General features: G+C 65.4%; 12 protein-coding genes. 3 read left to right on the forward strand and 9 right to left on the reverse strand.

All coding sequences use genetic code 11. The features are described from left to right. Positions 1-22: 22 nt before the first annotated feature. Positions 23-388 (forward strand): hypothetical protein, encoded by a 366-nt coding sequence (locus EIC84_RS16540; RefSeq protein WP_034362996.1) that lies wholly within the window; start codon positions 23-25, stop codon positions 386-388. A gap of 85 nt (positions 389-473) precedes the next feature. Then, on the forward strand, positions 474-992 hold the full coding sequence (locus tag EIC84_RS16545; RefSeq protein WP_003069209.1) for an SRPBCC domain-containing protein: 519 nt from the start codon (positions 474-476) through the stop codon (positions 990-992). Between the two features lie 15 nt (positions 993-1,007). Here EIC84_RS16545 and EIC84_RS16550 read toward each other — a convergent pair whose 3' ends face one another. From EIC84_RS16550 to EIC84_RS16570, 5 genes are all read right to left on the reverse strand, one after another. After that, complete coding sequence (locus EIC84_RS16550) at positions 1,008-1,331, reverse strand: hypothetical protein (RefSeq protein WP_003069206.1); 324 nt, start codon at positions 1,329-1,331, stop codon at positions 1,008-1,010. A gap of 63 nt (positions 1,332-1,394) precedes the next feature. Beyond that, positions 1,395-2,972, reverse strand: a complete 1,578-nt coding sequence (locus EIC84_RS16555; RefSeq protein ID WP_003069204.1) for an efflux transporter outer membrane subunit — start codon at positions 2,970-2,972, stop codon at positions 1,395-1,397. Between the two features lies 1 nt (position 2,973). Further along, the gene (locus EIC84_RS16560; protein ID WP_003069203.1) at positions 2,974-6,147 is read right to left on the reverse strand and encodes an efflux RND transporter permease subunit; all 3,174 of its coding nucleotides are present in this window, start codon (positions 6,145-6,147) and stop codon (positions 2,974-2,976) included. Beyond that, positions 6,144-9,344, reverse strand: a complete 3,201-nt coding sequence (locus EIC84_RS16565; RefSeq protein ID WP_003069200.1) for an MdtB/MuxB family multidrug efflux RND transporter permease subunit — start codon at positions 9,342-9,344, stop codon at positions 6,144-6,146. The genes EIC84_RS16560 and EIC84_RS16565 overlap by 4 nt, the downstream gene beginning before the upstream one ends. A gap of 24 nt (positions 9,345-9,368) precedes the next feature. Further along, positions 9,369-11,135: an MdtA/MuxA family multidrug efflux RND transporter periplasmic adaptor subunit gene (locus tag EIC84_RS16570; RefSeq protein ID WP_046460909.1), complete on the reverse strand. Its 1,767-nt coding sequence runs from the start codon at positions 11,133-11,135 to the stop codon at positions 9,369-9,371. A 268-nt stretch (positions 11,136-11,403) separates the two neighbouring features. Here EIC84_RS16570 and EIC84_RS16575 point away from each other — a divergent pair, with 268 nt between their 5' ends. Beyond that, positions 11,404-11,787 (forward strand): nuclear transport factor 2 family protein, encoded by a 384-nt coding sequence (locus tag EIC84_RS16575; protein WP_003069196.1) that lies wholly within the window; start codon positions 11,404-11,406, stop codon positions 11,785-11,787. A 63-nt stretch (positions 11,788-11,850) separates the two neighbouring features. On the opposite strand, the gene EIC84_RS16580 is transcribed toward EIC84_RS16575, so the two are convergent. From EIC84_RS16580 to EIC84_RS16595, 4 genes are all read right to left on the reverse strand, one after another. After that, on the reverse strand, positions 11,851-12,498 hold the full coding sequence (locus EIC84_RS16580; RefSeq protein WP_003069194.1) for a CoxG family protein: 648 nt from the start codon (positions 12,496-12,498) through the stop codon (positions 11,851-11,853). A gap of 13 nt (positions 12,499-12,511) precedes the next feature. After that, positions 12,512-13,759 (reverse strand): VWA domain-containing protein, encoded by a 1,248-nt coding sequence (locus EIC84_RS16585; RefSeq protein ID WP_003069192.1) that lies wholly within the window; start codon positions 13,757-13,759, stop codon positions 12,512-12,514. Further along, entirely contained in the window at positions 13,746-14,666 is a 921-nt protein-coding gene (locus EIC84_RS16590; RefSeq protein ID WP_003069191.1) for a MoxR family ATPase, read from the reverse strand. The genes EIC84_RS16585 and EIC84_RS16590 overlap by 14 nt, the downstream gene beginning before the upstream one ends. Before the next feature lie 138 nt (positions 14,667-14,804). Then, on the reverse strand, positions 14,805-15,590 hold the full coding sequence (locus EIC84_RS16595) for a xanthine dehydrogenase family protein subunit M (protein WP_003069190.1): 786 nt from the start codon (positions 15,588-15,590) through the stop codon (positions 14,805-14,807). Positions 15,591-15,621: the final 31 nt, after the last annotated feature.

Consider the following 15,621-nt stretch of genomic DNA (forward strand, 5'->3'; position numbering starts at 1 on the left):
CCTCAACAGCGCGCAATATGCCATGGCTCTGGATTATCTGGAATTCGATTACAGCGAAGATGAAGAAGGCACTGGCACCTGGGACGCCATGGCCAGCGTCAAGGCCGAGCGCGTGCCAGCTTTGGCCGGCGAAATAGAAGCCCTGCTGCGCTGGGCCAGCCAGAAGTTTGAGGGCCGCCAGGGTGCCCTGGAAGATGGCAATGAATGGGACTATGACCTGCAGGTGCAGGACGATGACGGCCAGCCCCTGAGCGCCCGCTTCGACAGGGCAGCAGGCAAGCTGGAGCTGCAGGCCTCCGCCACGGGCCGCACCACGGTCAGCCTTTGCCTTTCCGGCTCCACGCAGTTCGGCGATGCACTGCGCCAGGCCTTTGATCTCGAAGCCTGACATCCGGGCCTGCAGTCACGGCGCTTGAAGTCAGGTGCGCGCTGTGCACAATGGATGGCTCCAAGCGATCTGCAAAGGCATGTCCATGACCGAGCGACTCTCTGCCCCGTTTGTCATCGAGCAATTCATCAAGGCACCGCGCGAGCTGGTCTACGCGGCCTTCACGCAAGGCGAGCACCTGAGCCACTGGATGCGCCCGCCGGGCATGGTGATGACGCAATGCGAAGTGGATGCACGCGAAGGCGGCAGCTTTCATTACGGCATGCGCGCCGAGGCCATGCCCCAGGCGCCCGCCATGTGGGGCAAATGGAGCTTCAGGGAGCTGAAAGCGCCCGAGCGCATCGTCGTCGTGGTGCAGTTCAGCGATGCCGCAGGCGGCGTCACGCGCCACCCGATGGCCCCGCAATGGCCGCTCTATACCCTGTCGACCACCACGCTCAGCGAGGAATCCGGCGGCACGCGCCTGCATCTGGAATGGCGTGCCCTTAACGCCAGTGCCGTGGAAGAAGCGGTGTTCGACAGCTCGCACGCCAGCATGAACATGGGCTGGAGCGGCAGCATGCAGTTGCTGGCCGGCTATCTGGCCAGGATACAGGCGGCCTAGTCAGCCGTTTCCGGCCTAGCGATCCATATCCTGGCGCTGCCTGGGTGGCTCGGCCGCATTTCTGCGACTGGCTCCGGCACGCCCGGCCTTGCTCCACTGATAGTCCACTCCATCGGGCGTCTTGCCATCCTCGACCGCAGACACGCCCACAGGCCCGACCATATCGCGCAACTCCGACGAAATCACCACATGGGCATGGCGCTCGTCCTTGCGCAGTTGCTGGCACAGGGCCAGCGCCTCGCTCATCTGCGCATCGGAGAAGGCCCGGCATTGCGGCAGCCAGACTGGTGTCTGGCCCTCGGGCTCGAAATTGCGCAGGTAGAAAACAGCAATGCTCATGGTTTGATCTTCACAACAACAGAGCCACGGTTGTAACCCAGAGCACAAGCCTGCACGGCGCGCTCACTCTTTGCGCTGGCCCGCATCCAGCGGCTCCCAGCGCCCTGCCACATTCTTGAGCAAGGTGTTCACGGCCGTCAGCCTGCGGTTTCTGACGCTGTTGAGGCTGTTCTGGGCGCCGAGCACCGTCGTCTGGGCCGAGAGCACGTTCAGATAGGCCACGATGCCGGCCTGGTACTGGTTGTTGGCCACGGTCAGCGACTTCTGCGCTGCGGCCAGGGCCTCGGTCTGCACCTGCTCCTCCTGCGCCAGGTTGACTGCAGCGACCAGATTGCCCTCCACCTCCTGCAGCGCCGTCAGCACGGTCTGCTTGTAGGTGGCGGCATTCAGGTCCAGCGTGGCACGGGCCGACTCCACGGCCGCCGAACGCGCTCCACCGTCAAACAGACTCATGGCCAGCGCCGGTCCCAGCGACCAGAACAGATTCGGCGCATTGAGCAGATCGGAGAGCACGGAGTTGCGATAGCCGGCCGATGCCGACAGGGTCAGCGAGGGGAAATAGGCCGCACGCGCCACGCCGATCTGCGCATTGGCCATGGCCACGCGGCGCTCGGCAGCAGCAATGTCGGGGCGCCTCTCCAGCAAGGTGGAGGCCAGCATCTCGGGCACGGCAGGCGGCGTCGGCAGGTGGCCGGTCACCGGCAGGCTGAAGTTGGCCGGAGCCTTGCCCAGCAAGGCCGCCAGCGCATGCTCGTACTGGGCGCGCGTGATGCGGGCTTCCAGCAGGCTGGCCTGAGTGCTCTTGTACTGGGACTGGGCCTGGGCCACATCGGCCGAAGACACCACGCCCGCCTGGTAGCGATTCTGCGTGAGCTTCAGACTTTGCTCGTAGGCCTCCAGACTCTCCTGCAGATACTTCATCTGCGCCTCGGCGGCACGCAGCGAGAAATAGGTCTGGGCCACCGATGCCTGGGCCGAGAGGCGCGCTGCCGCCAGATCGTCGGCACTGGCCTGGGCCGAAGCGCGGCTGGCATCCACCGCGCCAGAAAGCTTGCCCCAGAGGTCCAGCTCCCAGCTGGCGCTCAGGCCCAGTGAGAAGTTGTTGTTGATGCTGCCGCTGCGCGCCACGTTCTCGCCGTTGGTATTGCTGTAGGTGCCGCCGCCGGTCAAGGCACGCGAGCCGCTGCCCGTGGTGCTGAGCGTGGGCAATTGCGCGGCGCGGCTGCTGGCGACGGCGGCCTGGGCCGAGCGCAGACGGGCCACGGCCTGCTCCACGCCGGGATTGCCTGCGGCTGCCGCCTGCTGCAGATCATCCAGCGTGCTGTCGCCATACACCGTCCACCACTGGTCGGGCACTGCGGCGGCCGGGCTGGCCGCCGAGCTCTGCGCCGGTTGCCAGACGCCGAACTGCGCAGCCTCGGGCGTGGCCTCCTTGAAGCGGGCCGGCACATCGAGCCGGGGAGGCTGATAGGCGGGCTGGGTGGAACAGGCCGCCAGCGCCAGCGCCGCAGCAAGCGGCAGCAGACGCGGCATCCAGCGGGGCAGCGACCGGGGAGAATTCTTCATAAAAGTGAGCTGCTTGCGCTTATCCTGATTGGATTTAAAGCCGATTTGATTCAAAAAATGTGCTGGCATATACATCTCACTTCGCCTCAGCCATGGCAGAGGCCTGAGCGCCGCGCCTTCTGGCCGGACGGCGCGCCCAGAGGCGCAGCACACTGCGGCGCACACGGTCCAGCAGCACATAGACCACGGGCGTGGTGTAGAGCGTGAGCAACTGGCTCAGCAGCAGGCCGCCCACGATCGCAATGCCCAGGGGCTGGCGCAGCTCGGCACCGTCGCCCCGGCCCAGGGCCAGGGGCAGCGCGCCGAACAGGGCCGCCATGGTGGTCATCAGTATGGGGCGCAGGCGCAGATGGCAGGCCCGATAGATGGCCTGGGCCGCCGTGGCATGACCGCCTTTCTCGCGCTCCAGCGCGAAGTCGATCATCATGATGGCGTTCTTCTTGACCAGTCCGATCAGCAGGATCACACCGATGAAGGCGATCAGCGAGAACTCGGTCTTGAACCACATCAGCGCCAGCAGCGCCCCCACGCCGGCCGAGGGCAAGGTGGACAGAATCGTCAGCGGATGGACCAGGTTCTCGTAGAGGATGCCCAGCACCAGATAGATAGTGAGGATGGCCGCAAGAATCAGCAGGGGCTGGCCCGCCAGCGCCTGCTGGAAGGCTCCGGCCGAGCCGCTGAAGCTGCCGCGAATGGACACCGGAACGCCCAGCTCCAGCATGGCATTGCGGATCGCGTCATTGGCCTGCGACAGCGAGACATTGGGCGCCAGGTTGTAGCTCACGGTGCTGGCGGGCGTGCCGCTCTGGTGCTGCACGGACAGCGGCGTGGTCGAGGTGGTGATCTTGGCAAAGGCCGTCAGCGGAATCTGCTGGCCCGCGCTGTTGACGAAGAAGAAGCCGCGCAGCGTCTCAGGGCTCTGTAGATACTGGGACGAGGCCGTCATCACCACGCGGTACTGGTTGAGCGGGTTGTAGATCACGCCCACCTGGCGCTGGCCGAAGGCATCGTTGAGCGTGTTGTCGATCTGCGCCACTGTCAGGCCCAGGCGCGTGGCCTGGTCGCGGTCTATGACCAGCTTGGTCTGCATGCCGTTGTCCTGGACATCGCTGTTGACATCGGTCAGTTCCGGCAGGGTGGACAGCACCTGGCGGATGCGCGGCTCCCAAAGGCGCAGCTCGGCCGTATCGTCGGCCTGCAGCGTGTACTGATAGGAGGACATGCTCTGGCGCCCGCCGATGCGCACATCGCTCTGGGTCATCATGAACAGCCGCGCGCCAGGTTCGTCCTTGAGCTTTTCACGCAGGCGGTTGATGACCTCGTCGCTAGACACCTTGCGCTCGGCCATGGGCTTGAGCGACATGAACATATTCGCCGCATTGGCCTGCCCGCCGCCGGTGAAGCCGGTCACATACTCCACGGCCGGGTCTTGTTGCACCACATCGAGAAAACGCTTGATGCGGCGCTCCATGGCCTGAAAGGACGTGGACTGATCGGCACGGATGAAGCCCATGACGCGACCCGTGTCCTCGCTGGGCATGAAGCCCTTGTCTATGGTCTGGTAGAGATGGATGTTGAGGCCTATGACCGCGACCAGACTCAGCAGCACCACAGGCTGGTGGCGCAGTCCCCAAGCCAGGGTGCGGCGGTAAAGCGCCGTCACGCGCAGCTCGAAGCGATCCATGGCCTGCGAGATGCGCAGCCAGAACGCATCCCAGCGGCGTGTGAAGGGGCGCCTGGCGCGTTCGGCACGGCGGCGCTCCTCCTCTGCCGGTGTGCGCAGCAGAGCCGCACACATCATGGGCGTGGTGGTCAGCGAGATGATCATGGAGACCAGAATCGCCGCCGACATGACCACGGCAAACTCACGGAAGAACCGCCCCACGATGCCGGCCATGAACAGAATGGGCACGAACACCGCAATCAGCGACAGGCTCATGGAGACCACGGTGAAACCGATCTCGCGCGCGCCTTCGATGGCAGCCTGCATCGCGGTCTTGCCGCGCTCCATGTGGCGCATCACGTTCTCCAGCACCACGATGGCATCGTCCACCACAAAGCCTGCGGCTACCGTCAGCGCCATCAGCGAGAGGTTGTCCAGCGTGTAGCCGCACAGATACATGACGCCGAAGGTGCCCATCAGCGAGGCAGGCACGGCCACGGCCGGAATCAGCGTGGCACGCAGGCGGCGCAGAAAGACGAACACCACCATGATGACCAGCGCTATCGAGATCAGCAGCGCGTTCTGCACCTCCTTGACCGAGGCGCGCAGCGTGGGCGTGCGGTCCGAGATCACCGTGACATCGATGGCCGGATTGATGGAAGCCCTGAGCTGGGGCAGCATGGCGCGCACCTTGTCCACGGCCTGCAGGATGTTGGCGTCGGGCTGCTTGAACACCTGCAGCAGCACGGCAGGCTTGCCGTTCATCACGCCGTAGTTGCGTATGTCCTGCACGGAGTCGGTGACATCGGCCACATCGGACAGCCGCACGGCATTGCCGTTGTTCCAGCGCAGCACCAGGGGCGCGTATTCGGCGGCAGTGCGTGCCTGGTCGTTGGTGGCCACCTGCCAGTAGTGGTCTTCGCGCTCCACGGCGCCCAGGGGGCGGTTGGCATTGGTGGCGGTGATGGCCGTGCGCACGGAATCCAGAGATACGCCATTGGCGGCCAGCCGCACCGGGTCCAGCTCCACGCGCACGGCCGGCAGCGCGCCGCCGTTGATCGATGCCTGGCCCACGCCTTCCACCTGGGCCAGCTTCTGCGCCAGCACCGTGGAGGCCGCGTCATACATCTGGCCTCGTGTGAGGGACTGGGATGTCAGCGCCAGAATCATGATGGGCGCGTCGGCCGGGTTGACCTTGCGATAGGTCGGGTTGCCCGGCATGCCCGAAGGCAGCAGCGTGCGCGCCGCATTGATGGCGGCCTGCACGTCGTGGGCAGCGCTGTCCACCGTGCGCGTCAGATCGAACTGCAGCGTGATGCGCGTGCTGCCCATGCTGGAGCTGGACGTCATCTCGTTGACGCCCGCAATCGCGCCCAGGGCGCGCTCCAGCGGAGTGGCCACGATGGCCGCCATGGTGTCCGGCGCCGCGCCGGGCAGGCTGGCGGTCACCGAAATCGTCGGATAGTCCACCTGCGGCAGCGGCGCCACCGGCAGCTGGAAATAGGCCACGCCGCCCACCAGAGCCATGCCTATGGTCAGCAGCAGGGTCGCAATGGGCCGGAAGATGAAGGGCGTGGAGATGCTCATGGACGCGCCCCGTCCCGGCCGCCATCGCCTGCCTCGCCCATGACCTCGGCTTCGGAATGCGGCACATGCTTGACGGCCGGCAGGCCGCGCCTGGTGCGCCAGCCCTCGGCCCAGTTTTCAAAAGTCAGATAGATCACCGGCGTGGTGAACAGCGTCAGCAGCTGGCTCAGCAGCAGACCGCCCACCAGGGTCACGCCCAAGGGCTGGCGCAGCTCGCTGCCCACGCCGGTTCCCAGCATCATGGGCAACGCGCTCAGCAAGGCCGCCAGCGTGGTCATGAGAATCGGGCGGAAGCGCAGCAGACAGGCCTGGTAGATCGCGTCGCGCGCATTCATGCCTTCCTCGCGCTGGGCGTCCAGCGCGAAGTCGATCATCATGATGGCATTCTTCTTGACGATGCCGATCAGCAAGATGATGCCGATGATGGCGATGATGTCCAGATCCAGCCCAGACACCAGCAGCGCCAGCAGCGCCCCCACACCCGCCGACGGCAGGGTGGAGAGAATCGTGATCGGGTGAATCGTGCTCTCGTAGAGCACGCCCAGCACGATGTACATGGTGATGATGGCGGCCAGCACCAGCAGCAGGGTATTGGAGAGCGAGGCCTGGAAAGCCAGCGCCGCGCCCTGGAACTGCGTGTCCACCGACAGCGGGATCTGCCCCTCGTCGCGCAACTGCGCAATGATGGTTTGCGCCGCCTCCACCGCATGACCCAGCGACACGCCGGATGCGGTGTTGAACGAAATGGTGGCCGCAGGCAGCTGCCCCACATGGTTGACGGCCAGCGCCATCGGGCGCTCGCTCACCGTGGCAATCGAGGACAGCGGCACCGGCGCACCGTTGCTCGATGCGGCATAGATGTTCTGCAGGGCCTCGGGCCCGATCTTGAACTGCGGCGCCACCTCCAGCACCACGCGGTACTGGTTGGACTGCGTGAAGATGGTGGAGATCAGGCGCTGGCCGAAAGCGTTGTAGAGCGCCGAGTCCACCGACGAGACCGTCACGCCCAGGCGGCTGGCCTGGGCCCGGTCGATCTGCACATAGGCCTGACGGCCCTGGTTCTGCAGATCGCTGCTCACATCGAGCAGCTGGGGCAGTTGCTGCAGACGCTCGACCAACATCCTGGTGCTGGCCGTGAGCTGACTCATGTCCGGCGAGGAAAGCAGCAACTGGTACTGGGTGCGGGCCTGGCGATCCTCTATGGTCAGGTCCTGCACGGGCTGGGCATAGAGGCGGATGCCGGGCACGGCGCGGGAATCCTCGGCCAGGCGATTGAGCACCACGGGCAGACGGTCGCGCTGGGCATGGGGCTTGAGGTCGATCTGGAGGCGGCCGGTATTGAGCGTGGTGTTGGTGCCATCCACACCGATAAACGAGGAGATGGATGCCACGGCCGGGTCCTTGAGCAAATGCTCGGCCAGCGCCTGCTGGCGCTCGGCCATGGCGGCAAAGGAGATGGACTGGTCGGCCTCGGTGGTCGCGGCAATCGTGCCCGTATCCTGTTCGGGGAAAAAGCCCTTGGGCACGACGAAATACAGCAGCACCGTGACCACCAGCGTGGCGATGAACACCAGCCAGGTCAGCTTGCTGTGATCCAGCACCCAGGTCAGCATGCGGCCGTATTCGGCAATCACCTTGTCGAAAAAGCGCGCGACCGCAGCTCCGAAGCCCTTGGACTCGGCCTTTTTCTTCTCGCCCTCGGGTTGGTGGCGCAGCAGGCGCGCGCACAGCATGGGGGTGAGCGTGAGCGAAACCACGGCCGAGATCAGGATCGCCACCGTCATGGTGATCGCGAATTCGTGAAACAGACGGCCCACTACATCCCCCATGAACAGCAGCGGAATCAGCACCGCGACCAGGGAGATGGTCAGCGAGATGATGGTGAAGCCGATCTGCTTGGCACCCTTGAGCGCGGCCTGCATGGGCGGCTCGCCCTTTTCCACATAGCGGGCGATGTTCTCGATCATCACGATGGCATCGTCCACCACAAAGCCCGTGGCAATGGTCAGTGCCATCAGCGTGAGGTTGTTGATGGAAAAACCCGCCAGATACATGACGCCGAAAGTGCCTACCAGCGACAGCGGCACCGCCACGCTGGGAATCAGCGTGGCCGATGCGCTGCGCAGGAACAGGAAGATCACCATCACCACCAGGGCGATGGCCAGGGCCAGTTCGAACTGCATGTCCTTGACCGAGGCGCGAATGGTCACGGTGCGGTCGGTCAGCACCTGCACGTCGATAGAGGCCGGCAGCGTCTCCTTGAGCTGGGGCAGCAGGTTCTTGATGGCATCGACGGTGTCGATCACGTTCGCGCCGGGCTGGCGGCGGATATTGAGGATCACGGCCGACTTGGAGCCAGTCTCGGGCGTGCCCGACCAGGCTGCCAGACGCGTGTTCTCGGCGTCGTCCACGGTCTGCGCCACATCGGACAGGCGCACGGGGTTGCCGTTCTTGAAGGCGATGATCAGGTTGCGGTACTCGGCCGCCGACTGCATCTGGTCGTTGGCATCGATGGTCGATGCGCGGTTGGGGCCATCAAAGCTGCCCTTGGCGGTCTTGACGTTGGCCGCAGAGATGGCGGTGCGCACATCGTCCAGCGTCATGCCGAAGCTGGCCAGCGCTGCGGGGTTGGCCTGGATGCGCACGGCCGGGCGGCGCGCGCCGGCAATGGCCACCAGGCCCACGCCCTTGACCTGGGAGAGCTTGGGCGCAAGGCGGTTCTCCACCAGATCGTTGATCTTGATGACGGGCAGCGAAGGCGAGCTGATGGCCAGTGTCAGCACCGGCGCATCGGCCGGGTTGACCTTGCTGTAGAGCGGGGGCATGGGCAGGTCGCTGGGCAGCAGATTGGTGCCCGCGTTGATGGCGGCCTGCACCTGCTGCTCGGCCACGTCCATGGACATATCGAGCGCAAAGCGCAGGCTGATCACCGATGCGCCGCCCGAACTGGTCGAGGACATCTGGTCCAGCCCTGGCATCTGGCCGAACTGGCGCTCCAGCGGTGCCGTGACGTTGGAGGTCATCACATCGGGGCTGGCCCCGGGGTAGAGCGTGGTGACCTGTATGGTGGGGTAGTCCACCTCGGGCAGGGCCGAGATAGGCAGCAGGCGGTAGGCAAGAATGCCCGAGATCAGCACCGCCACCATCAGCAAGCTGGTGGCGATGGGCCGAAGAATGAAGAGGCGCGAGAGATTCATGATGGCCGCAGGCTCTGGCTATGCTCAGCGCGCCGCGCCGCTGGTCTCAGCCTTGCCGCCTGCTTCGCGCTCAGCGCGCAGCTTCTGGAAGAAAGCGCGGCGCTCTTCGGGCGACAGGGCCTCCAGCTTGGCGCGCTGCTCGGGAGTCAGCTGGGGACGGTCCCCCCGGCCCTCGGATCTTTCCGTGCGGCCCTCGCCGCCTTCACCACGCTCGGCGCCGGCCTGGGGCCTGGCCTCGTTCGCAGCCGCAGGCTTGGCATCCGGCTTGGCTTCTGCCTTGGGGTCCGGCTTGGAGGGACTGCCCTGCGCCTCGCGCGGCTGATCGCCACGGGCGTCCGTGCCACGCGGTCCCTGGCCGGGACCTGCATTGCCGCCATTGGCACCGCGCTCGGCGCGCAGCTTCTGGAAGAACTCCTTGCGTTCCTCGGGCGTCATCTTGGAGACTTTTTCACGCTGCTCGGGACTGAGGTTGCGCATCATGCCGCGCGGCTGGTTGGCGGCATCCTGCACGGCCTGGTCGACCTTCTTGACCTTTTCGGAGTCCACCACCGTCACCTGCGCGCCTTCGCGCAGGCGGTCGATGCCGTCGGTCACCACCTTGTCGCCGGGCTCCAGCTCGCCGCGCACGCTGACATAGTCACCGTCCGTCACGCCCACAGTGATCTTGCGCTGGGTGACCGTGTTGTCGGGCTTGACCAGATAGACGAAATTGTTCTGCACCGCATTCGCGGGCACGACCAGCGCCTGATCGATCTGGCGCAGCTGCAGCTTGACGTTGACGAACTGATTCGCGAACAGCTTGCGCTCCGCGTTGTCGAACGAGGCCTTGGCTTTGACCGTGCCCGTGGTCGTGTCGATGGTGTTGTCCAGCGCATTGAGCTGGCCCTTGGCCAGCATCTGCTTTTGCTCGCGGTCCCAGAGCTCTACGGGCATGAGCTTGCCCTCGCGCAGTTGCTGGGCCAGCGTGCCGACATGGGTTTCGGGAATGGAGAAAACGGCATCGATGGGGCGAATCTGGGAGATTGTCACCAGCCCGTTGGTATCGGAAGGGTTGACCACGTTGCCGAGGTCGGCCTGGCGCAGGCCCAGGCGACCCGAGATGGGGGCCGTGATCCTGGTATAGCTCAGCTGCAGCTTGGCCGCATCGACCTGCCCCTGATCGGCCGCCACCGTACCCTGCAGCTGGCGCACCAGCGCGGCCTGGGTATCGACCTGCTGGCGGGCAATCGAGTCCTGGGCCTGCAGTTCCTTGTAGCGCTGCAGATCGAGCTGCGCATTCTTGAGCTGGGCCTGATCGCGTGCCAGAGAGCCCTGCACCTGCGCCAGCGAGGCAGCAAAGCTGCGCGGGTCGATCTCGGCCAGCAACTGGCCGGCCTTGACCTCGTCCCCCTCCTTGAAGTGCAGCTTGAGCAGCTCGCCCGAAACCTTGGCGCGCACCACGGCCGTGGCACGTGCATTCATGGTGCCGATGGCGCTCACGAGCACGCGCATGTCACGCTGCTCCACCACTCCGACGCTCACGGGCTGAGCCTGGCTCATGCCGCCAGGGCCGCCGGGGCCGCCCGGCCCTGCGCGACCATTGCGCCCTGCGCGTGCACCGGGCCCGCCCGCTCCCTGCTTAGGAGCTGCAGACGCAGACGTATCGCCGCTTGCACCCTGTTTTTGCGCATACCACCAATAGCCACCGCCAGCGGCTGCCAGGGCGAGCACCACCGTGGCAAGCAAGACGGGCCGGACCTTGCCCTGCTGTAAAGAATGACGATTGGGGTGCAATTTGGATGAGCTGGACATGGTTGAGCGCAGGAATTTCGAGCCTGAATTGGCGCCAATGGTATCCAGTTGCAATCAAACCCCGGGTCAGGCAGCGCCGGCTTTGCCAGCATTTACCCCCGCTTTACCTTGGGTTTACCTGCTGAAGTTCCGTATTCGGAGACTTAAACAGTGCTGACTTTCATAGCAGCAATGACGGCGTTTTCAGGCCTCATGCTTGGCGGCTGACACTGCCCCTTGCTGCGTCCGCCATGCGGCGCAGGGAATCCGGCTCCAAGGAGAAACCCATATGACCACCGAACGCCTGACCAATCACCCCGAAGAAGCCGCCGTGCGCGTGCCGCTGGAGCTGTATATGCGCGGCCATGCCGAAGACAATGCCGAGCATATGCGCGCAGCCTTCATGCCCACGGCCCGCCTCGAATCGGTGCGCGAAGGCCCGCTGACCTCCTGGGACCTGGACTTCTACTGCCAGCGCTTCAAGAACACGCCCGCCGCCGACGAAGCCACGCGTCGCCGCGTCATCGACTCCCTGGACATCGTGGGCACGGCCGCCATGGCCAAGGTCACGCTCTACCACGGTGCCGTGACCTTCACCGACTACTTTGTGCTGCTCAAGACCGAGCAGGGCTGGAAGATTGCCAACAAGGCTTTCCACGCCCAGCCTCAGTAAGGTTTGGCCATCTCCATCCAGCCCCTGGCCTCAGGCTCAGGGGCTTTTTTATTCATGCGCTGGTCAACGGGTCAGCAGCCAGAGCGCGCCCAGCACGATGACAGCCCCAAGGCCCCAGGCCCAGACGGGGATGCCTGACGATTCGCGCGGCGGCGCCGAGGGCGTGGCGTCCAGCGGCGCGTAGCTGGTGGAGGCCGCGTCGTGCTCCCAGGAGCGTGTATCCAGCTCTTCTGCACCGCCTTCGTCTTCGGACTGCTCGCTAGGGTGGCACTGCTGCATCAAGGCTTCGAAGCGCGCAAAGAAGTCCTCGGCCATGCTCTTGGCTGCGCCGTCGATCAGGCGCTGGCCCAACTGGGCAATCTTGCCGCCCACCTGAGCCTGCACCTCGTACAGCAGCTCGCAATGCCCTGCATCGGTGGGCGTCAGATCGACCTTGGCCTGGCCCTTGCCAAAGCCGGCCACACCGCCCTGACCTTCAAAGGCAATCGTGTAGCTCTTGGGCGGCTGCACGTCCGACAGCGTGACCCGGCCGTTGAACTTGGCCGATACCGGACCGATCTTCACGGACATGGTCACCGCATAGGAGCCATCGCCTGCATCCTCGAACTTCTCGCAGCCGGCCAGACATTGCTGCAAGGTTTGCGGATCGTTGAGCGCCTCCCAGGCCTGCTGCTGGCTCACGGCAAGAAGACGGCTGGCATGCATTTCCATGGTGTTCTCCTTTTCAATCTCGGTGAGGCAGTTGCAGCAGCTTCGCCAGGTGGACAGCCAGTTGCTGCAACGACTGCAGGTTGTGCACGGCCAGCATGGCATGGCTGTGACGATGCAGTACCTGCGCGCCTTTGGCCAGCGGGGCATACCCGTCAAAACGCAACAAGGGGTTGAGCCAGACAATGCGCGCGCTGTGTCGGGCCAGCCATTGCAGCTCCCGCTCCAGCAGCGCACTGTCGCCGGTATCCAGCCCGTCGCTGACCAGCAGCACCAGGGTACGCCTGCCCACCAGATGGCGCGCCTGCTGCCGGCGCAGCTGCGCCAGGCATTCCCCCAGGCAGGTACCGCCGCCGAAATCGTCAATGTCGCGATTGAGCTGGGCCAGCATGGCATCGGGGTCGCTGTGGGCAAAAGCCCGGTTCAGCTCCTGCAGGCCGGTTCCCATGCTGTAGACATGGCGGTGCAGCTGCGGATATCGCCTGGGGCTGGTGGCCTGGTGCAGAAATGCCAGCAGCAGACGCACATAGCGCTCCATGGAGCCCGACACATCGACCAGTGCCAGCCAGGGCATGGGCAGCCGCTTGCGCCTGCGCCATTTGAGACTTGCCAGCTCGCCGCCCGTGGCTGCCGCCGCCTTCAGACTGGCGGGCCAGTGCACGCGCAGCCCCGAGGCGCGCAGCTCGCTTCTGCGACTGCGATAGCTTGGCAGCGGCAAGCGGATATCGCGCGCCAGCTGCTGCACCAGGCGGTACTCGCTGGCACTGAGTTGGTTGAAATCCGCGTGTTGCAGCCTGCGCCGGTCGCTGGCCGACATGGCGGCATCCAGCGTCAGCTCCTCGCTCGCGGTCTTTTGCCGTGCGGCGCGAATCGCCGACAAGGCCTCTTGCACACGCGGCCTGTGACGCGGCCTGGCAGCCTCAGGCGCGCCCGGCAGCAATTGGCTCAGAAGCTGCTGGGCCACCTCGGGGTTGCGAAAGTAGGCCGCAAACAGCTCGCGAAAGACCGCCAGATCCTGTTCGCGCGAAACCAGCACGGCCTCCAGCGCAGCGGCCACGTCCTCGCGGTTCATGCCCACCAGCATCAGGCCTTGCTGGGCCAGCGCCAGGCGCTCGGCATCCACCGCCAGCCCCGCGCGGCGCAGGGCTCGGCCAAACCCCAGCAGATTGATGGGCAGCTTGCCGCTGCGCGCGTCCCCCCACCAGCTCGCGCTTGCGGAACGGGCTGGCGACTGCGCCTGCGCCTGCAGCTCAAGCTGTGGCATCGGGCTCCAGCAATTGCTGCAGACGCTCTGGCGTGAGCGCGGTCACGTCCTCGCGCTGCTTGAACAGAATGCCCGCCGTCTCGTGCACCAGCTCGGGGTCTATGACCAGGGTGTCGAGCGCCACCAGCGCCTTGGCCCACTCCACGCTTTCGGCAATGCCGGGCGTGCGCTCGAAGGCATCGGCAAACGGGCGGCTGCGCAGCCGGTCCACAAAGCGCGCGATCTGCTCGGTCAAGGCCGCTGCGGCCTCAGGCACCTTGGACTGGACAATGGCCAGCTCGCGCTCGCGCTCGGGATAGTCCAGCCAGTGATAGAGACAGCGGCGCTTGACCGCGTCATGCAGATCACGCGTGCGATTGCTGGTAAGAATGGTGACCGGCGGCAGTTGGGCCCTGATGACCCCGAGCTCGGGAATGCTGACCTGGTACTCCCCCAGATACTCGAGCAAAAAGGCCTCGAAAGGCTCGTCGGCCCGGTCCACCTCGTCAATCAGCAGCACCGCGCCGGGCGCGGGCGCCTGCAGGGCCTGCAGCAAAGGCCGGCGTACCAGATAGCGAGGCTGATAGACCTCCTGCTCGACAGCCTCCAGTTCCGCCGCACCACGCAGCTCGGCCGCGCGCAGATGCAGCAGCTGCGCGGCGTAATTCCACTCATACAGCGCTTCACGCTGCTCCAGGCCGTCATAGCACTGCAGCCGGATCAGTTGCCGCGCCAGCACCTGGGACAGCGCCTGAGCCAGCGAGGTCTTGCCGACGCCCGGCTCCCCCTCCAGCAGCAGGGGGCGTTGGAGCCTGAGCGCCAGAAACACGGCCGTAGCCAGACGCCGGTCCGCGAAATAGCCCACCTCCTGCAAGGCGGCCAGCAGCCCATCCACCGACTCCAAAGCGCTGTTCACATCAGTATTCATAGCTGCCTGCGCTTTATCCATATAGACCAGAGCCACTTTTCTTCAAAATACAAGAACGAGACAGCAAGCCAGGGCCGCCCCGCAGCGAGGCTGTTGCCCCCTCCCGCGAAGCGAGAGAGGGGAAAGCGGCCAAGCCGCTCAGACTGAGAGCAGTTGATCAACCGCCCGCTGCGTCAGGACGCTGATCAGCTGCGCCCGGTAACGCGCACTCGCGTGCAGATCGCTGTTGAGCTCGCTGTCGTCGATAGGCACTGCAGCCGCCGCAGCGGCCGTGAGACTCTGGTTGAGCGCCGCTTCCAGGCCTGCGTGGCGGAAGACCGATAGTCCCGCGCCGGTCACGGCCACATGCACGCCCTGCGCCGTCTGCGCCACAAACACGCCCACCAGCGCAAAGCGCGAAGCGGGCTGCTTGAACTTGATATAGGCGGCCCTTCTGGGCACCGGAAAGCGCACGGCCTTGATCAGCTCGCCCTCTTCGAGAGCCGTGGTGTACATGCCCTGGAAGAAGTCCTCGGCCGCAATCTCGCGCCGCTGGGTGAGCACGGTGGCGCCCAGACCCAGCACCGCACTGGGATAGCATGCCGCGGGGTCGTTGTTGGCCAGCGATCCGCCCATCGTGCCTCGCGCCCGCACCTGGCGATCGCCAATACCGCCCGCCAACTCGGCCAGCGCAGGAATGGCGTGCTGCACCTCGCGGCTGGCAGCCACATCGGCATGACGGGTCATGGCACCGATCTCGACCTGATCGCCGCTGACGCGGATTCCCGCCAGACCATCGACCTGGTTGAGGTCCACGATCGCACCAGGCTGGGCCAGGCGCAGCTTCATGGAAGGAATCAGGCTCTGGCCGCCGGCCAGAAACTGACCGCTGGCAGCGCTCACCTCATCCAGCGTCCGGGGATTGGAGTAACTGAAGGCATACATATGTGTTGTCCTCTCTTCCTCTCAGTCGGGT

This window comes from Comamonas sp. A23 (genome assembly GCF_004522605.1).
Classification (GTDB): Bacteria; Pseudomonadota; Gammaproteobacteria; order Burkholderiales; family Burkholderiaceae_C; genus Comamonas; species Comamonas thiooxydans.